Source organism: Streptomyces sp. NPDC005435 (assembly GCF_040703155.1).
In the GTDB taxonomy this organism is placed as follows: domain Bacteria; phylum Actinomycetota; class Actinomycetes; order Streptomycetales; family Streptomycetaceae; genus Streptomyces.
In genome coordinates, this window is sequence record NZ_JBEXEQ010000030.1 from 47,242 (window position 1) to 68,664 (window position 21,423).

A 21,423-nucleotide genomic window follows, 5' to 3' on the forward strand; every position below is an offset into this window, starting at 1 on the left:
GGGCGCCGTAGCCCACTACGGAGCGCGATCTACAGGGCGGCACTCCGCAGGAGAGCCCTCGGCCGGCAGGCCCGACAACGAGCGGCGCCCTCCCCGCCGGACGACACCCGGCGCTGTTCGCAGAGGACGGGTGCGGCCGGGGGCGGTCGAGCCACCGGCCGGGCGGCAGCCCACGAGGGGCCGCGACCGGCGGAGTCCGTACAACGAGCGACGCCCTCCCGGCCGGGTCGGCCGCAAGCAGGGGTATCGCACACACTCAGCGCCCCTCCGCACGGGGCACGGGGGCGCCGTAGCCCACTGCGGGGCCCGATCTGCGGGGCGGCACTCCGCAGGAGAGCCCTCGGCCGGCAGGCCCGACAACGAGCGACGCCCTCCCGGCCCGGGGCGGGCACAAGGAGGGCGTATCGCACAACACCGACGCGCAGATCGACGTCAAAGCGCCGCAGGCGTCACGCCGGGGCGCCCAGTTCCGCCCAGACCGTTTTGCCGGGCTGGTCGGGGCTGCGGACGACGCCCCAGTCCAGGCAGAGGCGCTGGACGATGAACATGCCGTGGCCGCCGGGGCGCCCCGCGCGGTGCGGGGTGCGGGGGGCCGGCTGGCCGGTGCCGCGGTCGCGGACCTCGAGGCGGATCACCTTGCGGTCGCAGGTGAGGTACAGCTCGTCGGGCCCCCCGGCGTGCAGGCACGCGTTGGTGACCAGCTCGGAGACGACGAGCAGGACGTCCTCGGCGGCGGCACGCTGTTCCGCGCCGGAGGCGGGCAGCCAGCCCCAGGCGTACAGCGCCTGGCGGGTGAAGTCCCGGGCGAGCGGCACCACCCCGCTCTCGCCGTCCAGGCTCAGTCTGCGGACCTGCCGCCCCTGGGCCTCCCGCACGTCCTCGGCGGCCGCGGGCAGCACGGCGCCCCCCGTGGACGCGCCGTCGGACGGCGCGCTCCCCTCGGGCACCCCGGAAGCGCCGCTCGGCTCCGGGCCGCGGTCGCCCGGCGAGAAGGGCCGGGTGGTGCTCATCAGCGCTTCACCTCACCGATTCACCAGTTCACGATTCAAAAGTCCGACTCCGTTCGGATCGCGGGCGGTCCCGTCCGCCGCCCGCCGGGCGGCCATGCGCGCCGCCTCCGCCGCCCTCGCCCGTCCGCCTCCACCCCTACGTCGCGTCCGGGCCGTCCACCGGTTCCCGGAAGAGAGCGGACGGCGGTCGCCGGATTCAGAATGTTCTCCTGCCCGACCGATGCGGCGGAACACCCACGTGTTCCGCGTGACCGGTGCGCCGGGCGGCGCGGGCGTGCGAGGGGCGCGGCGTCAGCCGTCCTCGCCGGCCAGGGCGGCGTCCAGGGAGTCATGGACGGTGAACACCGCCTCCGCTCCCGTGATCTCGAACACGCGTGCGACGACCGGCAGCATTCCCGCCAGATGGACCCCACCGCCCGCGGCGTCGGCCTTGAGCCGCGCGCCGAGCAGGACGTTGAGGCCCGTGGAGTCGCAGAACTCCAGTCGCGAGCAGTCCACGACGAGCCGCGAGAAGCCCTTCGCCAGGAGGTCGTCGAGCGGCTCGCGCAGTAGATCGGCGGTGTGGTGATCGAGCTCACCCGCCGGTGTCACTACGGCGCTGGAGCCCTCTTCCCGCACCTCCACCAGAAGCCGGCCCGACTGTGCGCTGCCGACCGTCCCGTGGTCCATGCCGTCTCTCTCCCGAGGTCGTGGCTGCTGATGCCCTCGAACACTACGCCTTCCCCACGCACTTCGACACCTGAACAACCCCGCAAAAACGGGCATATCGCCGTACAAGGAACTTGCCACCGGCTCGGTGAAGCGGGTAGGGCTAGTAGGGACACATACGCCCGCACGCCGGCTTCGGAGGCGCCGCACACCGCAGTGCACGTATTTCGGCTTCGGCAGCCTTATGCCGAGAACGATGGAGGACACCCATGTCACCCCGGCTCGACGCATCGCATACCCCGATCGCGACGTCGACACCCCCACCGGACAAACTGGATCACGCCATCGATCCTCTCGACCCCCTGGCGGGCCTCCCGGAGATCCCGCCCTTCGACGAGGTCGGCCCGGTGGACGCGCGGGCCCTTTCCAAGACCCTCTTCGAGCGCCTGGAGTCGCTGGAGGAAGGCACCCATGAACACGCGTACGTCCGCAACACCCTCGTCGAACTGAATCTGGCGCTCGTCAGGTTCGCCGCGTCCCGCTTCCGCTCCCGCAGCGAGCCGATGGAGGACATCGTCCAGGTCGGCACGATCGGCCTGATAAAGGCGATCGACCGCTTCGAGATGGCGCGCGGCGTGGAGTTCCCGAGCTTCGCGATGCCGACCATCATCGGCGAGATCAAGCGCTTCTTCCGCGACACCTCGTGGTCCGTGCGCGTACCGCGCCGGCTGCAGGAGCTGCGCCTGGACCTGGCCAAGGCCGGGGACGAGCTGGCCCAGCGCCTGGACCGCGCCCCCACCGTCGCGGAACTGGCCGAGAAGCTCGGCATCTCCAACGAGGAGGTCGTCGAGGGCATGGCCGCCTCGAACGCCTACACCGCCGCCTCGCTGGACGCCCAGCCCGAGGAGGACGACTCCGAGGGCGCGCTCGCGGACCGCATCGGCTACGAGGACCACGGGCTCGAAGGCATCGAGTACGTCGAGTCGTTGAAGCCGCTGATCGCCGAACTCGCGCCCCGCGACCGGCAGATCCTGTCCCTGCGCTTCGTGGCGGGCATGACCCAGTCGGAGATCGGCGACGAACTCGGCATCTCCCAGATGCACGTCTCCCGGCTGCTGTCGCGCACGCTGGTGCGGCTGCGCAGGGGGCTCACGGCGGAGGACTGAGGCAGCGCCTCACCCTCGGTTCATGAGGCGGCTCGGCCCACGGGGCCGGGCCGCCTCACCGTCTTCAGGGGCGCATACGGCTCGGAGCGCACACGGCTCCGGCAGCCCATACGGCTCGGGGCGCACCCGGCTCGGGGGGGCACCCCGCTGGTGCGCGCCCCTCACACCACCCGTACGCCCCCGCGCCACACGGCCTCGACCAGCGGTACGCCCGGCCGGTAGGCCAGGTGCACATGGCTCGGCGCGTCCAGCAGGATCAGGTCGGCGCGGCTGCCGGGCGTGAGGCGGCCGATGTCGGTGCGGCGCAGGGCGGCCGCGCCGCCCGCCGTGGCGGACCAGACCGCCTCGTCCGGGGTCATGCCCATGTCCCGGACGGCCAGCGCGACACAGAACGGCACGGACGAGGTGAAGGACGAGCCGGGGTTGCAGTCCGTGGAGAGCGCGACCGTCGCCCCGGCGTCCAACAACCTCCTGGCGTCCGGCCATTGGGCGCGGGTGGAGAACTCGGCACCGGGCAGCAGCGTGGCGACCGTGTCGCTGTGGGCCAGCGCGTCCACGTCGGCGTCGGTGAGGTGGGTGCAGTGGTCGGCGCTGGCGGCGTCCAGCTCGACGGCCAGCTGGACGCCGGGGCCGTAGGAGAGCTGGTTGGCGTGGATGCGGGGGTGCAGGCCCTTGGCCCGGCCGGCGGTGAGGATCGCGCGGGCCTGGTCGCCGTCGAAGGCGCCCTTCTCGCAGAACACGTCGATCCAACGGGCGTGCGGGGCGCAGGAGTCCAGCATCTCGCCGGTCACCAGGGCGACGTACGCGGCCGGGTCGTCGGCGAGTTCCGGCGCGACGATGTGCGCGCCGAGGTAGGTCACCTCGTCGGTGTGCCGGGCCGCCAGGCGCAGGGCGCGGGTCTCGTCCTCGACGGTCAGGCCGTAACCCGACTTGGTCTCCATCGTGGTCGTGCCCTGGCGCAGCGCCTCGGCGAGATACCGCGTGAGGCCCGCCTCCAGCTCCGCGTCGCTCGCGGCCCGGGTGGCGGCGACGGTGGTGCGGATGCCGCCCGCCGAGTAGGAGCGGCCGGACATGCGGGCGTTGAACTCCGCCGTGCGGTCCCCGGCGAACACCAGGTGCGAGTGGGAGTCCACGAAGCCCGGCAGGACCGCCTTTCCCCCGGCGTCGAGGCGATTGTCAGTGGCGGGTGCTTTGCTTGACTCACCGGCCCACACGACGCGTTCGCCGTCGATGACCAGGGCCGCGTCCTGGATGAGTCCGAGGGGAGTCCCGTCACCGAGGGAGGGGTCGTTGGTGACCAGCGTGGCGATGTGGGTGATGGCGGTGCTGCTGCTCATGGTGTCCTCGTGGATGCCGGTGGGGGTCAGCCGCTCAGGGCCGCGATCGCGTCCGCGAGCGCGCGCGGCACATCGGGTACGAGCGTGTGCACCCCGTCGCGTACGACGTGCCGCCCGCCCACGACCGTGTGCCGTACGTCCGCCGCGCTCGCCGCGAATACGGCCGTCTCGGCGCCGAGCCGGGGTGGCGGTCCGGCCGTCCTGACCGAGTCGAGCGCGATGGTCGTGAGGTCGGCCGCGCGCCCGGGTTCGATGGCGCCCGCCTCCGGCCAGCCGAGCGCGGCGTGACCGTCCTCGGTGGCGGCGCGCAGCAGCGCGGCGGCGGTCCAGTGGCCCCGGGTGCGGGAGCGCAGCCGCTCGTCCAGCTCCATGGCGCGCGCCTCTTCGAGCAGGTCGATGACGGCGTGGCTGTCGGAGCCGAGGGAGAGCGGTGAGCCCGCGCGCTGGAGGGCGACGGCGGGGCCGATGCCGTCCGCGAGGTCGCGTTCGGTGGTCGGGCACATGCAGGTGCCGGTGCCAAAGTCGCCGAGGAGCGCGATGTCCTCGTCGGTGAGGTGGGTGTTGTGCACCCCGGTGGTGCGCGGGCCGAGCACGCCGTGGTCCGCGAGCAGCCGGGTCGGGGTGACGCCGTGGGCGGCGAGGCACGCGTCGTTCTCGGCGGTCTGCTCCGAGAGGTGCACGTGCAGCGGGGCCCGCCGTTCCTCGGCCCAGCGGGCGACGGTGGCCAGCCCCTCGGCGGGTACGGCCCGTACGGAGTGGATGGCCGCGCCGATCCGCGCGTGATCCCGTTCCTTGAGAACTGAACAGCGTTCGGCCCAGGCTTCCGCGCCGCCGTCGGAGAAGCGGAGCTGGTGGGCGGTGGGCGGCTCGCCGAAGCCGGAGGAGAGATAGGCGGTGTCGAGCAGGGTGATCCGGATGCCTGCCTCGGCGGCGGCCGCGATCAGCGCCTCGCCCATGGCGTTGGGGTCGGCGTAGCGGGCGCCACCACGGTCGTGGTGCAGATAGTGGAACTCGCCCACACAGGTGATGCCGGCGAGGGCCATCTCGGCGTACACCGCGCGGGCCAGCGCGTGGTACGTCTCGGGGGTGAGCCGGTCGGCGACGGAGTACATCACCTCGCGCCAGGTCCAGAAGGTGCCGCTGCCGACCTGGACGGTGCCGCGCAGGGCGCGGTGGAAGGCGTGGCTGTGGGCGTTGGCGAGCCCCGGCAGGGTGAGTCCGCGCAGGACCTCGGCGCCGGGCGGCGGAGCGGGCGTGCCGGTGCGGACGGCGGTGATACGGCCGTCCGCCACCTCGACGGTGACGCCGGGCTCGACGTAGTCACCGAGCCAGGCGTGCTCCAGCCAATAGGTCCCCTTGGTCACCTGCGGGCCAGTCCTTCCAGTACGTCGGCGAGGGCGCGCACCCCGGCCACGCAGTCGTCCTCGGCGGCGAACTCGGCCGGGGAGTGCGAGACGCCGGTGGGGTTGCGCACGAACAGCATGGCGGTCGGCACGCTCGTCGCGAGGATCCCGGCGTCGTGCCCGGCGCCGGTCCCGAGCACCGGGACCTTGAGGTCGGCGTCCCGGCCGAGGAGGCGGGCGAGTTCGTCGCGCAGCGCGTGGTCGAACTCCACGACGGGTGTGAAGGACTCCCGTACGACCTCCAGGTCGATCCCGTGCGCCCGCGCGTGCTCCTGCGCGGCCCGCTCGATCCCGGTGACGACCGTGTCGAGGGTCTCCTGCCCGTCGGCGCGGGAATCGAGCCATCCGCGCACCAGGGAGGGGATGGCGTTGACCCCGTTGGGCTCGACGGCGATCTTGCCGAACGTCGCGACGGCACCGGCGAGTTCGGCGGCCCGCCGGGCGGCGAGCACGGTCTCGGCGTAGGCCGGCATCGGGTCGCGCCGGTCCCCGAGCCGGGTCGTCCCGGCGTGATTGGCCTCGCCCCGGAAGTCGAACCGCCAGCGCCCGTGCGGCCAGATGGAACTGGCGATGCCGACGGGGTCGTCCGACAGGTCCAGCGCCCGGCCCTGTTCGACGTGCAGCTCGACGAAGGCGCCGATACGGCCGAGCCGCTCGGGATCGGCCCCGATGCCCTCCGGGTCGTACCCGGCGGCCTCCATGGCGCGCGGCAGCGTGACCCCGTCCCCGTCGGCGAGCCGGTGAGCCTGCTCGACGGTGAGCTGCCCGCTGCTGAGCCGCGACCCCACACAGGCCAGCCCGAACCGCGCCCCCTCCTCGTCCCCGAAGTTGACGATCCCGAGGGGCCGGTCCAACTCCGCTCCGCGCGCCCGGAGTTCATCCAGCGCCGCAAAGGCGGACACGACTCCGAGCGGCCCGTCGAAGGCCCCGCCGTCGGGCACGGAGTCGAGATGCGACCCCGTGACGACGGCGTCCCCTTCGGCGGGGTCCCCGAGCCAGGCCCACTGGTTGCCGTTCCGGTCGACCTCGTAGGTGAGGCCGCGCGCCTCGGCCTGCTCCCGGAACCAGGCCCGGCAGTCGGTGTCGGCACCGGTCCAGGCGTAGCGCCGGTAGCCGCCGGAGGCGGAGCTGCGCCCGATGGGGAGCAACTCGGCCCACATGCTGTGGAAGGAAGCAACGCCCTGGGTCGGCGAAGCCGTGCCGTCCCTCACGCCCCGTCACCCTCACGCATAGGCACCCGCACACCCCGCTCCTCGGCAACGGACTCCGCGATGTCGTACCCCGCGTCCACGTGCCGGATGACACCCATGCCGGGGTCGTTGGTCAGCACGCGCCGGATCTTCTCCCCCGCCAGCGCCGTACCGTCGGCCACGGTCACCTGCCCCGCGTGGATGGACCGCCCCATCCCCACGCCACCACCATGGTGGAGGGAGACCCAGGACGCCCCGGAAGCCACGTTGACCATGGCGTTCAGCAGCGGCCAGTCGGCGATCGCGTCGGACCCGTCGAGCATCGCCTCGGTCTCCCGGTAGGGAGAGGCGACGGACCCGCAGTCGAGGTGGTCGCGCCCGATGGCCAGCGGAGCGGCGAGCTCCCCGCTCGCGACCATGTCGTTGAACCGCTCGCCCGCCTTGTCCCGCTCCCCGTACCCGAGCCAGCAGATCCGCGCGGGCAGCCCCTGGAAGTGCACCCGCTCGCCGGCCATCTTGATCCAGCGGGCGAGGGACTCGTTCTCGGGGAACAGCTCCAGCATCGCCTTGTCGGTCTTGGCGATGTCGGCCGGGTCGCCGGAGAGCGCGGCCCAGCGGAAGGGCCCCTTGCCCTCGCAGAAGAGCGGCCGGATGTAGGCGGGGACGAAGCCGGGGAAGGCGAAGGCGCGGTCGTACCCGGCGAGCTGGGCCTCGCCGCGGATGGAGTTGCCGTAGTCGAAGACCTCGGCGCCGGCGTCCATGAAGCCGACCATCGCCTCGACGTGCCGGGCCATGGACTCGCGGGCACGCGTGGTGAACCCGGCCGGGTCCTTCGCGGCGTAGGAGGCCATGTCCTCGAAGTCGACGCCGACGGGGAGGTACGCCAGCGGGTCGTGCGCGGAGGTCTGGTCGGTGACGATGTCGATCGGGGCGCCCATGGCGAGCAGCCGCGGGAGCAGTTCCGCCGCGTTGCCGAGGACGCCGATGGAGAGCGGGCGGCGGGCGTCGCGGGCCTCGGTGGCGAGCTGGAGGGCGTGCTCCAGGCTGTCGGCCTTCACATCGAGGTACTTGTGCTCGATGCGGCGCTCGATGGCCCGGGGGTCGACGTCGATACAGATGGCGACGCCGTCGTTCATGGTGACGGCGAGCGGCTGGGCGCCCCCCATGCCGCCGAGCCCTGCGGTCAGGGTGATGGTGCCCGCGAGCGTGCCGCCGAACTTCTTCGCGGCGACGGCGGCGAAGGTCTCGTAGGTGCCCTGGAGGATGCCCTGGGTGCCGATGTAGATCCAGGATCCCGCGGTCATCTGGCCGTACATGGTGAGGCCGAGGGCCTCCAGGCGGCGGAACTCCTCCCAGTTGGCCCAGTCGCCGACGAGGTTGGAGTTGGCGATGAGGACGCGCGGGGCCCACTCGTGGGTCTGCATGACGCCGACCGGGCGGCCGGACTGGACGAGCATGGTCTCGTCCTGCTTGAGGGTGCGCAGCGTGCGGACCATGGCGTCGAAGGAGCGCCAGTCGCGGGCGGCCTTGCCGGTGCCGCCGTAGACGACGAGCTTGTCGGGGTGCTCGGCGACCTCGGGGTCGAGGTTGTTCTGGAGCATCCGCAGGGCGGCCTCCTGCTGCCAGCCCAGCGCGCTCAGTTCCGTGCCGCGCGGCGCTCGTACTCCACCAGGGGGCGGCCCGTAGGGCCTCGTTTGAGGGTGGTGGCGGGAGACGGGCGGGAGAGGTCCTGACATCTTCGTCCTCCTGTAGCTACGGCTATTCACATCCTCCAGTCGTGAATAGGGCTAGTCAATAGCGTGGGGCGGCCACGTCCGCGCGTCGCGGATGTTTGGCTGGAAGCGACGACAGAAGCGAGGACGGCAGGAGGGGCACCCCGTGACGCACGGCATCGAGCACGGCACCGAGCAGGACCTCCCAAAACACATCCACCCCGAGAACGACAGCGCACAGACCCGCGCCGCCCGCCGCGACACCGCCGTCCGCGCCGCCGTGGCGCAGGGCCTGCTCGGCCCGGACACCCCGCTCGTCGCCCTCCTGGACGTCACCGGCATCCGCGCCTCGGCCGCCGCCCTGCGCGCCGCGTTCGACGCCGTACTGCCGCCGGGCACCCCCGTGCTGCACGCCTTCGCCGTGAAGGCCGCCCCGCTGGTGCCGGTGCTGAGCCTGCTGGCGGCGGAGGGCCTGGGCGCCGAGGCGGCGAGCCCCGGCGAGCTGGCGCTGGCCCGCGCGGCCGGAATCCCCGCGTCCCGCACGGTGCTGGACTCCCCCGCCAAGACCACCGGCGAGCTGCGCGAGGCGCTGGCGCTCGGTGTCGCCGTGAACGCGGACAGCCCGCAGGAACTGGACCGCCTGGACGCGCTGACGCGCACCGCGCCGACCCGTTCCCCGCTCGGCATCCGGGTCAATCCGCAGCTCGGCGCGGGTTCCATCGGGGCGACCTCGACGGCGACGGCGACCTCCAAGTTCGGGGTGGGGCTGCGCGACGCGGGGGCCAGGGAATGGGTGGTCCGGGCGTTCCTGGACCGGCCGTGGCTGACCCGGCTGCACACGCACACCGGCTCGCAGGGCATCCCGCTGCCGCTGCTGGCGCGGGGCGTGGCGGAGACGTACGCGCTCGCGGAGGAGATCAACGCGCGGGCCGGGCGGCGACAGATCGACACCGTCGACATCGGCGGCGGGCTGTCGGTGGACTTCGCCTCGGAGGCGGCGGGTCCGGGGCACGCGCGCTACGCGCGGCTGCTGGCCGAGGAGGTGCCGGGGCTGTTCGACGGGCGGTACGGCCTGGTGACCGAGTTCGGCCGCTCGCTGCTGGCCAAGCACGGCACGGTGGTGGCCCGGGTGGAGTACGCCAAGAGCACGGGCGGCCGGCGGATCGCGGTCACGCACGCGGGGGTCCAGGTGGCGACGCGGACCGTGTACGCGCCGGAGCTGTGGCCGCTCAGGGTCGCGGCGTACGACGCCGAGGGGCGGCCGAAATCGGGGCCCGAGGTGGTGCAGGACGTGGCGGGTCCGGCCTGTTTCGCGGGCGACCTGCTGGCCGAGGGACGCTCGCTGCCCGCGCTGGAACAGGGGGACTTCGCGGCGGTGCTGGACACGGGCGCGTACGCGTTCGCCCACCACTACCCCTACAACTCCCTTGCCCGGCCCGGGATTTACGGCTTCGTGCCGGACGGTGCGGGCGGCGTGGCGTTCGCGACCGTACGGGCTCCGCAGACGGTGGCGGAGATCGTGGCCGAGTCCGGAGGGGCGCACGCGGCCGCCCTCACCACCCTGGGCGCACCCGGCAGCCGTTGACGTGGACCACCCGGCCCAGGGACAAAGGGACCAACTTCCGTGAAACGCGGTCCAATCGACCCACGTTAGCGCGCCGGGCGCACGTTCCAACGGAAAATGCCAAAGCCCTCACCCGCCACGCACACGATGCGTAGTGTCGTTGTCACTCAACCGGAGTCACAGGCGGGAGGGGAGCCACGGTGCCCGGAATCGACGAGTGCTTACTGGAAGCCATGCGGCTGCCCGGCGCCCGGGGGGCGGCGCTGGTGGACTGGACGAGCGGACTGGCCCTCGGCACCGTCGGGGAGGCACCCGGCGGCGACCATGAGACCACGGCCGCCGAGGCCGCCGAACTGGCCCGGATGACCGCCGAGCACGGCGCGTTCGCCGCCGTCGGGCCGGACGAGGGGCGGCCGCCGGTCGAGGACGTGATCGTCAGCAACCACGACAGCTACCACCTGCTGAGATTCGTGGACACGTCCTTCGACAGCAGCGTGTTCCTGCATCTGTGGCTCGGCCGCGAGGAGGGCAACCTCGCCCTCGCCCGCATCCGGCTCGGCGAGATGGCCTCCCGGCTGGTGCTGGGATGACCGTGGTCGAGATACCTCCGCCGCTGCCGGTGCGGGCCCGAACGAGCCCGCACGAGAGAGCCGCGGGCGCGGTGTCCCCGATGCTGCGGCGCCTGGCCGAGGAGGAGGCCACCGGCGTCCTGGTCCGCGAGCACGGCACGCTGTATCTGGTGCGGGGGCGTGTGGTGCACGCCGAGAGCCCTTTCGCCCCCGGCCTTGACGTGCTGCTGACGGCTCACGGCACCCTCGCCGCCACCGCCTGGCAGCGGGCGGCCGAGCGGACGGCGAGCGTCCCGGAGGCCGCCCGGCTGCTGCTCGACTCCGGGCTGCTGCCCGAGGGCGCGCTGGAGCTGTGCCACCTGGACGCGCTGTACGACGCCGGGTACTTCGCGCTCGCCCCGAGCAGCACCCCGGGCCGCTTCCGCTACGACGGCACGCCCGCCGCGGGTCCGCTGCCCTCGGTGCCGGTGGTGGCGCTGGAGCGCGAGACGCTGCGCCGCCGGCTGCTGCTGCACCGGCTGTGGCCCGACCCGGCGACCGACAGCGCCCCGCTGACCCGGGCCGCGCCGGTGGCGGGGGCACCGGTCACCGCCCGCCGCAGGGCGGTCCTGGAGCGGGCCGACGGCATCCGTACGGCCACCCTGATCGCCCGGGAGCTGGGCCGGCAGGCGTTCCACACGCTGGTGGACGTCCGCCGGCTGGCGGCCGCCGGGCACCTCGCCCCGGTGCGCAGCGCGCCCGACCCGCCGCCGCTCCCGCCGACTCCCCCCCTGCTGACGGTCACCGACCCCGACATCGCGCTGCTGAAGAGGCTCAGGGATGCGCTGGAGGCCCTTTGAACGGCACCGCCCCGCCGAGAGGACAGAGCTGATGCTGCGTGAACAGGACCTGGAAGCCGTCCTGGACGAGCTGCGGCGGCTGCGCACCCGGGTGCCCCAGCTCACCGGCGCGCTGGCGGCCGGGGTGGACGGCCTGGTCGTCGCCCACGACACCCCCGGCGTCGACCCCGACGGCCTCGCCGCGCTGACCGCGGCCGCGCTCGGCGTCTCCGTACGGGTCGCCGAGGCCACCGGCAACGGCGGCTTCCGCGAGCTGCTGGTGCGCGGCGAGCGGGGCTACGTCGCGACCTACGCGGCCGGGCGCACCGCCGTGCTGACCCTGCTCGCGCAGGACCGGGTCAACGTCGGCCGGCTGCACCTGGAGGGCCGCCGCTCCGGCGCCCGGGTCGGCGAACTCCTCGACGCCGCCGAGGCGGAGGCGCGTTCCCGTCCCGTCGAGCGGCCCGCCCGCGCGGTGCCCCCGCGCACCCGCACCCCGCGCGTCCTGCGCACACCGACCACCGAGACACCTACCGCAACCGACAGTTGAACCGCGAAAGGACCCCACCATGGCGAACACCGAGACGGCGCTGAAAGAAGCGCTCACGACCATCGAGGGCGCCACGGGCGTCGCGCTCGTCGACTACACCAGCGGCATGGCGCTGGGCACGATGGGCGGCAGCAAGACCTTCGACCTGAACGTCGCCGCCGCGGGCAACACCGACGTGATCCGCGCCAAGATGCGCACCATGGAGCACCTGGGTCTCAACGCCGAGATCGAGGACATCCTGATCACGCTGTCCGACCAGTACCACCTGATCCGGCTGCTCACCGGGCGCGGCGGCAACGGCCTCTTCCTGTACCTGGTGCTGGAGTCGGGCCGGGCCAACCTGGCGATGGCCCGGCACCAGCTGAAGCGGATCGAGGCGGAGCTGGAGGTCTGATCAGACGGCGGCCGGAGTACGGCGGCGGGCCCCGCCCGGGGCCGCGTCGCCGGCCGCGACGCCGGTGGCGCGCAGCGCCTTGACGGTCTTACCGACGGGCGCGCCGCCCCGCCCGTCGAGCCAGTCCACCCGCACCCACAGCAGGGCGTCCAGGGCGCGTTCGCGCCGCCCGATCCAGGCCGCCTTCAGCCGCAGTCCGAGACCGGCCCCGGCGAGCAGCAGGCCCCCGGCCACGGGCACCGCGAAGGCGCTTCCGAGGGCGGCGGCGAAGGCCAGGAGCAACCACCAGCGGTGTCCCCGGCGCCAGTTGCGCACCGACACGCGGCGGTCCTGGAGTACGTCGTGCCGTCCCGCGCGGGCCGCGCCGCGCGCGAGTGCCAGGTACCGTTTCCGCCGGGTCAGCGCCACCACGGCGGCGGCTCCGGCGAAGAGCACCACTCCGGCCGCGATGCCGGGCGTTCGGCCCGTCAGTCCCGACGGCACCGCGCCGATGCCGGCCGCGAACACCCCGAGCCAGGCCAGCGGGGCGGCTCCGGCCCGTACGAGGACGGCCACCCGGGCCAGTCCGTGTCCGCCGCGTCCCTCGCGCCCACCGCGTCCTTCACGCGCCACGTCACCCTCCCGTGTCACGAATGCGTCGATCACCCGGTCCGCACCGGGGATCACCTGTGTCCGCGCGGCAGGCTAGCGCCGGAACCTGAGACGCGCCTTAAGACAGCGCCGGTTCACTCCACGAACAGCCCACGGGCCGCCGCCCGCGCGTCGAACTCCTCCAACCGGGCCTGCGCGTCCGGGAGTCCGTCGCACATGGCCTCCAGGAGGACCCGGCCGAGCATCATCGGCGCGCACGGGGTGTCGAAGGCGAGCCCGGTGCCGACGGCGGCGGGCAGCAGCAGGTCGGAGTGCTGGGCGACCGGCGCGAACACGGAGTCCGCGACGGTGACGACGGTCAGCCCGGCCTCCTTGGCGTACGCGAGGGCGTCGAGGACCTCGCGCGGATGCCGGGGCAGCGCGAAGCAGAGCAGCACGGAGGCGCCGGCCCGTACGGCGGCCTCGATGCGGTCCTGCACCATGGAGCCGCCCTCGTCGAGCAGCCGTACGTCCGGGTGGACCTTGGCGGCGAAGTAGGCGAAGCCGAAGGCCTGCGGCGCGGCGGCACGCAGCCCGAGCACCGGCAGCGGCCGGGAGGCGGCGAGCAGCAGCCCCGCCCGCTGCACCGGGGCCGGGTCGGCGAGCAGGTCGGCCAGATGGCGCAGGTTCTCGATCTCGGCCTCGACGGCCTGCTGGTACTCGTTGAACGAGCCCGTCTCGGCCGCCGGTTCGACGGGGACCACCTCGCGCAGATGGCGCCGCAGCGCGGGATAGCCGTCGAAGCCGAGGGCGACCGCGAAGCGGGTCACCGACGGCTGACTGACCCCGGCGAGGTCCGCCAGCTCCACGCTGGACAGAAACGGCACGTCGGCGGCCCGCCGCACCATGCTGTGCGCGATACGGCGCTGCGTCGGTGTGAGCCGGCGCCCCTCGAAGAGCACCTGCAACCGCTGCGCAGGACTGTCGCCCACACCCATCCCTCTCACCGGCCCCACCGCTATTCACGCCGAACGCGCCCTGCATACCGTTATACAGGGAGGGCGTGCGCGATGCCCCGGGTATGGCGGACGAGGGCGCAGAAAGAGACGGCACGCGGGCCGGGAAAAGACCGCGCGGGCCGGGAAGGGAAGGCGCGAGCGCGCGGAAGGCGGCTTGCGCGGGGACCGCCGCACCCCCGTCACCGGGGGGCGGGACGACGGCGGTCCCCGCGGGGGACGCGCGCCGGGTCAGGCCTGGCGGGCGCGTCCTTGGCGTCCATGGAGGTCCGGGAGCCGCTCCGGAGGTTCCTGGGACGCCGTACGGTACCGGCACGGGCGGGGAGCCGCTCCCGCCCTGCCGGTACCCACTACTGTGCGGGACCCGTGTTAAGCACGTACTGCGCGCACGTGACACTCAGATGCCGTGTGCGCCACGGGCCGGCGAGCGCGCGCCGAGGATCGGCGCAAGCGCCCGGAACGCCTCAGCTCTTGCCGCCCTTGGCCAGGAAGGACAGCAGGTCCTGGCGGCTGACGACACCGGTCGGCTTGCCCTCGACCAGCACCATCGCGGCGTCCGCCGAGCCGAGCACCTGCATCAGGTCCGCGACCGGCTCGCCGGAGCCGACCTGGGGCAGCGGAGCGCACATGTGCTTCTCCAGCGGGTCGCCCAGCGAGGCCCGCTGCGAGAACAGCGCGTCCAGCAGCTCGCGCTCGACGACCGAGCCGACGACCTCGGCGGCCATCACGTCGGGGTGACCGGCGCCCGGCTTGACGACCGGCATCTGCGAGACGCCGTACTCGCGCAGGACCTCGATGGCCTGGCCGACGGTCTCCTCCGGGTGCATGTGCACCAGGGAGGGGATGGAGCCGTGCTCCTTGTCGTTGAGGACGTCGGCGACGCGGGCGCTGGGGCCCTCGTCCTCCAGGAAGCCGTAGTCGGCCATCCACTCGTCGTTGAAGATCTTCGACAGGTAGCCGCGGCCGCTGTCCGGAAGCAGGACGACGACCACGTCGTCCGGGCCGAGCCGCTCGGCCACGCGCAGCGCGGCGACGACCGCCATGCCGCAGGAGCCGCCGACGAGCAGGCCCTCCTCCTTGGCGAGGCGGCGGGTCATCTGGAAGGCGTCCTTGTCGGACACCGGCACGATCTCGTCGGCCACGGTGCGGTCGTAGGCGGTGGGCCAGAAGTCCTCGCCGACGCCCTCGATCAGGTACGGACGGCCGGAGCCGCCGGAGTAGACCGAGCCCTCCGGGTCGGCGCCGATGACCTGGACCTTGCCGTCGCTGGCGTCCTTCAGATAGCGGCCGGTGCCGGAGATGGTGCCGCCGGTGCCCACGCCCGCCACGAAGTGCGTGACCTTGCCCTCGGTCTGCTCCCACAGCTCGGGGCCGGTCGAGTGATAGTGCGAGAGCGGGTTGTTGGGGTTGGAGTACTGGTCCGGCTTCCAGGCGCCCGGCGTCTCACGCACCAGCCGGTCGGAGACGTTGTAGTAGGAGTCCGGGTGCTCGGGGTCCACGGCGGTCGGGCAGACCACGACCTCGGCGCCGTACGCGCGCAGCACGTTGATCTTGTCGGTGCTCACCTTGTCGGGGCACACGAAGATGCACTTGTAGCCCTTCTGCTGGGCCACGATGGCAAGGCCGACGCCCGTGTTGCCGCTGGTGGGCTCGACGATCGTGCCGCCCGGCTTCAGCTCGCCGCTCGCTTCCGCCGCCTCGATCATGCGCAGGGCGATGCGGTCCTTCACGGAACCGCCGGGGTTGAAGTACTCCACCTTGGCCAGGACGGTGGCCTGGATGCCCTCGGTCACGTTGTTGAGCTTCACCAGCGGGGTGTTGCCGACGAGGCTGATCATCGAGTCGTGGAATTGCACCGTTGTCTCCGGTTGCTTGCAAAAACAGTGGTCGTAGTTGTTTCCGCCAGCCTACGGCCCCCGGGTGACGCCCAGCGGACCTTCACTCCCCGTGGAGATTGGCACACGTGCCGTACGGGGCAAGGAGTGGGTGTACGGCTAGGAGGAGGTGGCGGCGTCGCATGGCGAACCTGTCGAGGGCGAGAGTGGCCCGGCGCATCGCGGCCGGGGCGGCGTACGGCGGCGGCGGAGCCGGGCTGATCGGGGTGGCCGCGGTCGGCCTGGTGCTGGCGGAGATGCGGCTGGCGCGGCGCCAGGTGAACAACGGGGCGACCGGCGGCCGGGTGCCGCAGGCCGACGGGGTGTACGGCGCCGGGTTCGAGGAGCCCGGTGAGCCGCCGCTCCGGCTGGCCCTGCTCGGCGACTCCACGGCGGCCGGGCAGGGTGTGCACCGGGCGGGGCAGACCCCGGGCGCGCTGCTGGCCTCGGGGCTCGCGGCGGTCGCGGAGCGCCCGGTGGTGCTCAGGAACGTGGCGCTGCCGGGGGCCCAGTCCGACGACCTGGAGCGCCAGGTGGCCCTGGTCCTCGCGTCCCCGCTGCCGGTCCCCGACGTCTGCGTGATCATGGTCGGCGCGAACGACGTGACCCACCGGATGCCCCCGACCCGCTCGGTGCGGTATCTGTCGGCGGCGGTACGGCGGCTGCGCACGGCCGGCGCCGAGGTGGTCGTCGGCACCTGCCCCGACCTCGGCACCATCGAGCCGGTGCAGCAGCCGCTGCGCTGGCTGGCCCGGCGCGCGTCCCGGCAGCTCGCGGCGGCGCAGACCATCGGCACCGTGGAACAGGGCGGCCGCACGGTCTCGCTCGGCGATCTGCTGGGCCCGGAGTTCGCGGCCAACCCCCGGGAGCTGTTCGGCCCGGACAGCTACCACCCCTCGGCGGAGGGGTACGCCACGGCCGCCATGGCGGTGCTGCCGACGGTGTGCGCGGCCCTCGGCCTGTGGCCGGCCGAGGAGGAGGGGCCGGACGTGGCACGCCGCGAGGGTTTCCTGCCGGTGGCCCGGGCGGCGGCCGAGGCCGCGGCGGAGGCGGGCACGGAGGTCACGGCCGCGATGCCCTCGGGGCCGCGCGGTCCGTGGGCGCTGCTGAAGCGGCGGCGCAGGCGCGGGGTGCCGGAGACGGAACCGGCGGCGCCGTCGTCGTAGCGCGCGGCCGGCGTGCGGGAACGGCGAGCCGAGCGGAGCGGAGCGAGCGGAGGCGAACCAAGCAAGCGCTTAGACAATTGCGGCCAGCGTCACACCCGCACCCGGGTGACCCAGGCCATACGTACGGGTAACTTCCGAGTGGGCCTTGCCCTTTCTTCCCTACGCCACTGGAGCCGTGATGCCCGAAGCCGTCATCGTGTCGACCGCCCGCTCCCCCATCGGCCGCGCCTTCAAGGGCTCCCTGAAGGACCTTCGCCCGGACGACCTGACAGCCACGATCATCCAGGCGGCACTCGCCAAGGTCCCCGAACTGGACCCCAGGGACATCGACGACCTCATGCTCGGCTGCGGCCTGCCCGGCGGCGAGCAGGGCAACAACCTGGGCCGGATCGTGGCCGTGCAGATGGGCATGGACCACCTGCCGGGCTGCACGATCACCCGTTACTGTTCCTCCTCGCTCCAGACCTCCCGCATGGCACTGCACGCCATCAAGGCCGGCGAGGGCGACGTCTTCATCTCGGCCGGTGTCGAGACGGTCTCCCGCTTCGCCAAGGGCAACTCCGACAGCCTGCCCGACACGCGCAACCCCTTCTTCGCCGAGGCCGAGGCCCGTACCGCCGAGGTCGCCCTCCAGGAGGGCACCACCTGGCACGACCCGCGCGAGGACGGCCTGGTCCCCGACGCGTACATCGCGATGGGCCAGACCGCCGAGAACCTGGCGCGGCTCAAGGGCATCACCCGCCGCGAGATGGACGAGTTCGGCGTCCGCTCGCAGAACCTCGCCGAGGAAGCCATCAAGAACGGCTTCTGGGAGCGCGAGATCACCCCCGTCACGCTGCCCGACGGCACCGTGGTCGCCAAGGACGACGGCCCGCGCGCGGGCGTCACCCTGGAGGGCGTCGAGGGCCTCAAGCCGGTCTTCCGCCCCGACGGCCTGGTCACGGCGGGCAACTGCTGCCCGCTCAACGACGGCGCCGCCGCGCTCGTCATCATGAGCGACACCAAGGCCCGCGAGCTGGGCCTGACCCCGCTCGCCCGCATCGTCTCCACCGGTGTCTCCGGCCTCTCCCCCGAGATCATGGGCCTCGGCCCGGTCGAGGCGAGCAAGCAGGCGCTGCGCCGCGCCGGTCTCTCCGTCGGCGACATCGACCTGGTCGAGATCAACGAGGCCTTCGCCGCCCAGGTGATCCCCTCCTACCAGGAGCTGGGCATCGACCTGGACAAGCTGAACGTCAACGGCGGCGCCATCGCGGTCGGCCACCCCTTCGGCATGACCGGCGCCCGCATCACCGGCACGCTGATCAACTCCCTCCAGTTCCACGACAAGCAGTTCGGTCTGGAGACCATGTGCGTCGGCGGCGGCCAGGGCATGGCGATGGTCATCGAGCGCCTGAGCTGACCGCGCCCGCGCCCGCGCCCGCGCCGAGGAGCTGACCGCATCCGCGCCGGCGAGCCGATCGACCCTCGGTGACCGCTCGGGCACCGAGGGTCCGAAAAGGCCCGGAACCCGGGAAACCCCCCGGGCGCTGGGCCTTTTTGTGATCCAATCTCCCTCAGGGTGTGACCTATCTCGCTCGATGGGGGATCGACGCAGGTCAGTGCCGTGGGCCGGGAGGCGCCACGCGCCGCCGCGACAGAAGCGCCGTCCGTTTCGTGACGTTACGCACTGACAGCCGGACAGTCCGCCCTTCAAGCTGTTGTAGGAAGTCGGGGGTCGACTTTGAACCTGGGAGTACGTCAGTGAGCGCCATGCCCATCGCCCTGCTGCTCACCACGGTCGCCACAGGCGCCGTGGGCGTCGCCGTCCTGTGCACCGTGCTGCGGCTGCGCCGTCAGCTCGCCGAGCTGCAGGCCCAGCTCGCGGACAACCAGGCGGCCACCCTGCGCACCCTGCTGCCCGCCGCCCGCACCACCGCCGACGCCGAGGAGATACGCGCGGCCGTGGCCGAGGCGCTCGCCGAGGAGCGCGAGCGGGAGCTGGCCGAGGCCCGCGCGTTCTGGGCCGCGCAGGAGACCCGCGACACCTCCGACACCCCCTCGCTGCACGGCCTGGCCGACATCGAGCCCTTCCTGCCCCGGCAGGCGGACTTCGCGGGCCTGGAGCCGGTGGCCGAGCCGGCCGCCGAGGCCGAGGAGCAGACCGGGGAGTCCCCGGAGCTGGCCGCAGCGCGCCGCCGCCACCCCTCGCACCCCGATTTCGTCCCCGTCCAGGCGACCGCCGGACACGAGGACGAGCGCGCCGCCACCACCCTGGAGCAGCTGGCCACCCAGCAGGTCGCGCTCAGCGACGTACGCCCCGGCCCGCTCGGCACCCTCGACGTCTACGTCTTCGCCGACGGCACCACCCTGTGCATGACCCCGGGCCACCGCGAGACGGCGGAGCGGCTCGCGGCCGCGCTGCGCTCGGGCGAGGCGCCGTATCTGCTCGGCGGCTCGGGCATCTCCGGCGCCTACACCCTGACCTTCGCCTGTGGCGAGGAGACGGTGTACGTCCTGGCGGACCGCGTCATCGCGTCCCTGTAAGCGCCAGGGCCCCTCACACCCCGGCCCGCTTGCGGGCCTCCTCCACCAGCGCGACCGCCTCGGCGACCTGCTCCTCGGTGTCCAGCACCAGCGCGAAATCGTGCCCGGCGACGGTGATCTGGTCGGCCGCCGCGAACATCCCGGCGTCCGGCATCTCGCGGGGCTCGGTCCCGGGCTCCTCCACCGCCTGTGTGCGCCGGGCCATCTCCCGTGCCAGGCCCAGGGCCTCCGCGGCGGCGCCGCGTTGCAGCCGGCTCTGCGGGGCCGCCCGCAGCCGGTCGGCGAAGTGTTCCACTGCTTTGGTCAGGGGCGTCGTATCCAGCACCGACCGAGCGTAACGCGGGCACTGTTGCCAAGTGGCGCTCGCTCCGGCACGGTGACGGGGAGGACCGGCCTGTATCCCCTTTGCGTTCGGAGGCGCCGATGTCCCAAGTCTTCTCCGAAGAGACCCATCGCAACATGCTTGCCCGCATTCCCCACTGCACCGGCCGCCCCGTCTCCGACTGGCTGCGCGCGGTGGAGGAGGGACCCGCTCTCACCCGCTTCGAGGAGAAGGTCAGCTGGCTGCGGCACGAGCACAACCTGGCCTACGGCCACGCCAAGGCGATCATCCATGAGTACGACCTGAGGAGGGCGGCGCGCAAGCTGCGCTAGCGGCCGCGTCCCCCGGGCACACGCGAAGGGCCCCCGGTACGGAACCGGGGGCCCTTCGCGCGCGCTGCGGGTGTCCGCTAGTCGTTGTTGCTGAAGATCGCGACCAGGCGGAGCATCTCGATGTAGATCCACACCAGGGTCATGGTGAGACCGAACGCGGCGAGCCAGGACTCGTCACGCGGGGCGCCGTAGGAGATGCCGTCCTGGATCTGCTTGAAGTCCAGGGTCAGGAAGAACGCGCCGAGCAGGATCGCGATGATGCCGACGATCGCGCCCAGCGGGCCCATGCTGCGCAGTCCGCCGTCCTCGGCGACGCCGAAGGCGACCAGCAGCAGGTTGACCGCCATGACGACCACGAAGGCGATCGCGATGGCCATGCCGATCCGGGCGTACCGCGCGGTGACGCGGATCCAGCCGGCCTTGTAGACCAGCAGGGTGGCGCCGGTGACCGCCATGGTGCCCAGCACCGCCTGGAAGGGGGCACCGCTCCAGCGGCTGTTGAACATCTCGCTGATCACGCCGAGGAAGACGCCCTCGAAGGCCGCGTAGCCCAGGATCAGCGCGGGGGACGGCGTGCGCTTGAAGCTCTGCACCATCGCCAGGACGAAGGCGATGATCGCGGAACCGATCGCCAGGCCGTAGCTGGTCGTGGTGACCGGCAGCAGCGTCCAGGCGAGGACGGCGCCGACGACGACCGTGCCGAGCGTGAAGGCCGAACGGGTGATGACGTCGTCCATCGTCATCCGGCCGGCGGCGGGCGGGGCCTGCGGCGGGGCACCGTGCGCCAGGTCGCCCTGGGCGTACGGATTCTGCGCGTACGGGTTCTGCGCGTAGGGGCTGCCCTGTGCGTACCCGGCCTGCGGTGCGGTGTTGAAACCGGCGTAGCCGTTGTCGCGGCTGAACCCCCGTCGCGAGAAGACCGGGTTGCTGCTCCTCATTTCACTCCTCCACGGCCGCCGTGCGCGACCTCGGCCTCAAGAGTAATGGATTGGCAAAGGAAGGACCGTAATCCCTGAGGAGGATCTTTCCCCCGCCACGTTGCCGAACACGTTATGCCGAACCGGTGTTCCCGGCCATGGAGCAGTGATGCCCGAGGGACGTACGGGCGCCGTAAGGAAGAGGACGTACCGGTACGGAAAAGGGGCCGGCCGCCGGTCCCGCGGGTACGCGGGGGAGTACGAACGCGTCCTCACCACCCGGATCGCGGGTGTCCGGCTGCGCGCGCCCATGCTCGACATCCACACCGTGGCCGCCGGCGG

21 protein-coding genes and 1 pseudogene are annotated in these 21,423 nt (G+C 73.0%); 11 read left to right on the forward strand and 11 right to left on the reverse strand.

Features of this window, described 5'->3' with window-relative positions; genetic code table 11:
- Positions 1-449 precede the first annotated feature (449 nt).
- Complete coding sequence (locus AB0898_RS29335) at positions 450-1,010, reverse strand: ATP-binding protein (RefSeq protein WP_366806058.1); 561 nt, start codon at positions 1,008-1,010, stop codon at positions 450-452.
- A 291-nt stretch (positions 1,011-1,301) separates the two neighbouring features.
- Positions 1,302-1,679 carry an STAS domain-containing protein gene (locus AB0898_RS29340; protein WP_018548091.1) on the reverse strand — a complete coding sequence of 126 codons (378 nt, stop codon included), beginning with the start codon at positions 1,677-1,679 and terminating at the stop codon, positions 1,302-1,304.
- Between the two features lie 248 nt (positions 1,680-1,927).
- Here AB0898_RS29340 and AB0898_RS29345 point away from each other — a divergent pair, with 248 nt between their 5' ends.
- The gene (locus AB0898_RS29345) at positions 1,928-2,824 is read left to right on the forward strand and encodes an RNA polymerase sigma factor SigF (RefSeq protein ID WP_366806059.1); all 897 of its coding nucleotides are present in this window, start codon (positions 1,928-1,930) and stop codon (positions 2,822-2,824) included.
- Positions 2,825-2,985: 161 nt separating this feature from the next.
- On the opposite strand, the gene hutI is transcribed toward AB0898_RS29345, so the two are convergent.
- Genes hutI through hutU form a run of 4 tightly spaced genes read right to left on the reverse strand, consistent with a single transcriptional unit; the run spans position 2,986 to position 8,490 of the window.
- Complete coding sequence (gene hutI, locus AB0898_RS29350; RefSeq protein WP_366806060.1) at positions 2,986-4,161, reverse strand: imidazolonepropionase; 1,176 nt, start codon at positions 4,159-4,161, stop codon at positions 2,986-2,988.
- 26 nt (positions 4,162-4,187) lie between these two features.
- Positions 4,188-5,525, reverse strand: coding sequence for a formimidoylglutamate deiminase (locus tag AB0898_RS29355; protein ID WP_366806061.1), 1,338 nt, complete (start codon positions 5,523-5,525; stop codon positions 4,188-4,190).
- Positions 5,522-6,724, reverse strand: coding sequence for an allantoate amidohydrolase (locus tag AB0898_RS29360; protein ID WP_366806074.1), 1,203 nt, complete (start codon positions 6,722-6,724; stop codon positions 5,522-5,524). Before AB0898_RS29360 ends, AB0898_RS29355 begins: the two co-directional genes overlap by 4 nt.
- A gap of 47 nt (positions 6,725-6,771) precedes the next feature.
- Positions 6,772-8,490 (reverse strand): urocanate hydratase, encoded by a 1,719-nt coding sequence (gene hutU / locus AB0898_RS29365; protein ID WP_366806062.1) that lies wholly within the window; start codon positions 8,488-8,490, stop codon positions 6,772-6,774.
- Between the two features lie 142 nt (positions 8,491-8,632).
- On the opposite strand from hutU, the gene AB0898_RS29370 reads away from it, so the two are divergent.
- The 5 genes from AB0898_RS29370 to AB0898_RS29390 all read left to right on the forward strand — a co-directional run bounded on the left by AB0898_RS29370 (position 8,633) and on the right by AB0898_RS29390 (position 12,361).
- Positions 8,633-10,051 (forward strand): diaminopimelate decarboxylase, encoded by a 1,419-nt coding sequence (locus AB0898_RS29370; protein WP_366806063.1) that lies wholly within the window; start codon positions 8,633-8,635, stop codon positions 10,049-10,051.
- A gap of 179 nt (positions 10,052-10,230) precedes the next feature.
- The gene (locus AB0898_RS29375) at positions 10,231-10,620 is read left to right on the forward strand and encodes a hypothetical protein (protein ID WP_361780280.1); all 390 of its coding nucleotides are present in this window, start codon (positions 10,231-10,233) and stop codon (positions 10,618-10,620) included.
- Complete coding sequence (locus tag AB0898_RS29380) at positions 10,617-11,438, forward strand: transcriptional regulator (protein WP_366806064.1); 822 nt, start codon at positions 10,617-10,619, stop codon at positions 11,436-11,438. Before AB0898_RS29375 ends, AB0898_RS29380 begins: the two co-directional genes overlap by 4 nt.
- 31 nt (positions 11,439-11,469) lie before the next feature.
- Positions 11,470-11,967, forward strand: a complete 498-nt coding sequence (locus AB0898_RS29385; protein ID WP_366806065.1) for a roadblock/LC7 domain-containing protein — start codon at positions 11,470-11,472, stop codon at positions 11,965-11,967.
- A gap of 19 nt (positions 11,968-11,986) precedes the next feature.
- Positions 11,987-12,361 carry a hypothetical protein gene (locus tag AB0898_RS29390; protein ID WP_161181059.1) on the forward strand — a complete coding sequence of 125 codons (375 nt, stop codon included), beginning with the start codon at positions 11,987-11,989 and terminating at the stop codon, positions 12,359-12,361.
- Here AB0898_RS29390 and AB0898_RS29395 read toward each other — a convergent pair whose 3' ends face one another.
- The 3 genes from AB0898_RS29395 to AB0898_RS29405 all read right to left on the reverse strand — a co-directional run bounded on the left by AB0898_RS29395 (position 12,362) and on the right by AB0898_RS29405 (position 15,803).
- Entirely contained in the window at positions 12,362-12,973 is a 612-nt protein-coding gene (locus tag AB0898_RS29395) for a hypothetical protein (protein WP_366806066.1), read from the reverse strand.
- A 113-nt stretch (positions 12,974-13,086) separates the two neighbouring features.
- A complete protein-coding gene (locus AB0898_RS29400; protein WP_366806075.1) occupies positions 13,087-13,929 on the reverse strand; it encodes a MurR/RpiR family transcriptional regulator in 843 nt (280 codons plus the stop codon).
- Between the two features lie 482 nt (positions 13,930-14,411).
- Positions 14,412-15,803 carry a cystathionine beta-synthase gene (locus AB0898_RS29405; protein WP_366806067.1) on the reverse strand — a complete coding sequence of 464 codons (1,392 nt, stop codon included), beginning with the start codon at positions 15,801-15,803 and terminating at the stop codon, positions 14,412-14,414.
- 161 nt (positions 15,804-15,964) lie between these two features.
- On the opposite strand from AB0898_RS29405, the gene AB0898_RS29410 reads away from it, so the two are divergent.
- The 3 genes from AB0898_RS29410 to AB0898_RS29420 all read left to right on the forward strand — a co-directional run bounded on the left by AB0898_RS29410 (position 15,965) and on the right by AB0898_RS29420 (position 19,510).
- Positions 15,965-16,987 carry an SGNH/GDSL hydrolase family protein gene (locus AB0898_RS29410; protein WP_366806068.1) on the forward strand — a complete coding sequence of 341 codons (1,023 nt, stop codon included), beginning with the start codon at positions 15,965-15,967 and terminating at the stop codon, positions 16,985-16,987.
- 178 nt (positions 16,988-17,165) lie between these two features.
- Positions 17,166-18,386, forward strand: a complete 1,221-nt coding sequence (locus AB0898_RS29415) for an acetyl-CoA C-acetyltransferase (protein ID WP_366806069.1) — start codon at positions 17,166-17,168, stop codon at positions 18,384-18,386.
- A 341-nt stretch (positions 18,387-18,727) separates the two neighbouring features.
- Complete coding sequence (locus tag AB0898_RS29420) at positions 18,728-19,510, forward strand: hypothetical protein (protein ID WP_366806070.1); 783 nt, start codon at positions 18,728-18,730, stop codon at positions 19,508-19,510.
- Between the two features lie 13 nt (positions 19,511-19,523).
- Here the strand turns inward: AB0898_RS29420 and AB0898_RS29425 are convergent, their stop codons facing one another.
- Entirely contained in the window at positions 19,524-19,805 is a 282-nt protein-coding gene (locus tag AB0898_RS29425; RefSeq protein WP_366806077.1) for a hypothetical protein, read from the reverse strand.
- 128 nt (positions 19,806-19,933) lie between these two features.
- Between AB0898_RS29425 and AB0898_RS29430 the strand changes: the two genes are divergently transcribed.
- Positions 19,934-20,164, forward strand: a complete 231-nt coding sequence (locus AB0898_RS29430) for a DUF4287 domain-containing protein (protein WP_366806071.1) — start codon at positions 19,934-19,936, stop codon at positions 20,162-20,164.
- Positions 20,165-20,241: 77 nt separating this feature from the next.
- Here AB0898_RS29430 and AB0898_RS29435 read toward each other — a convergent pair whose 3' ends face one another.
- Positions 20,242-21,102, reverse strand: a complete 861-nt coding sequence (locus tag AB0898_RS29435) for a Bax inhibitor-1/YccA family protein (protein ID WP_366806072.1) — start codon at positions 21,100-21,102, stop codon at positions 20,242-20,244.
- Positions 21,103-21,328: 226 nt separating this feature from the next.
- On the opposite strand from AB0898_RS29435, the pseudogene AB0898_RS31925 reads away from it, so the two are divergent.
- Positions 21,329-21,423 (forward strand): annotated as a pseudogene (locus tag AB0898_RS31925) (hydantoinase/oxoprolinase family protein); the annotation flags it as partial.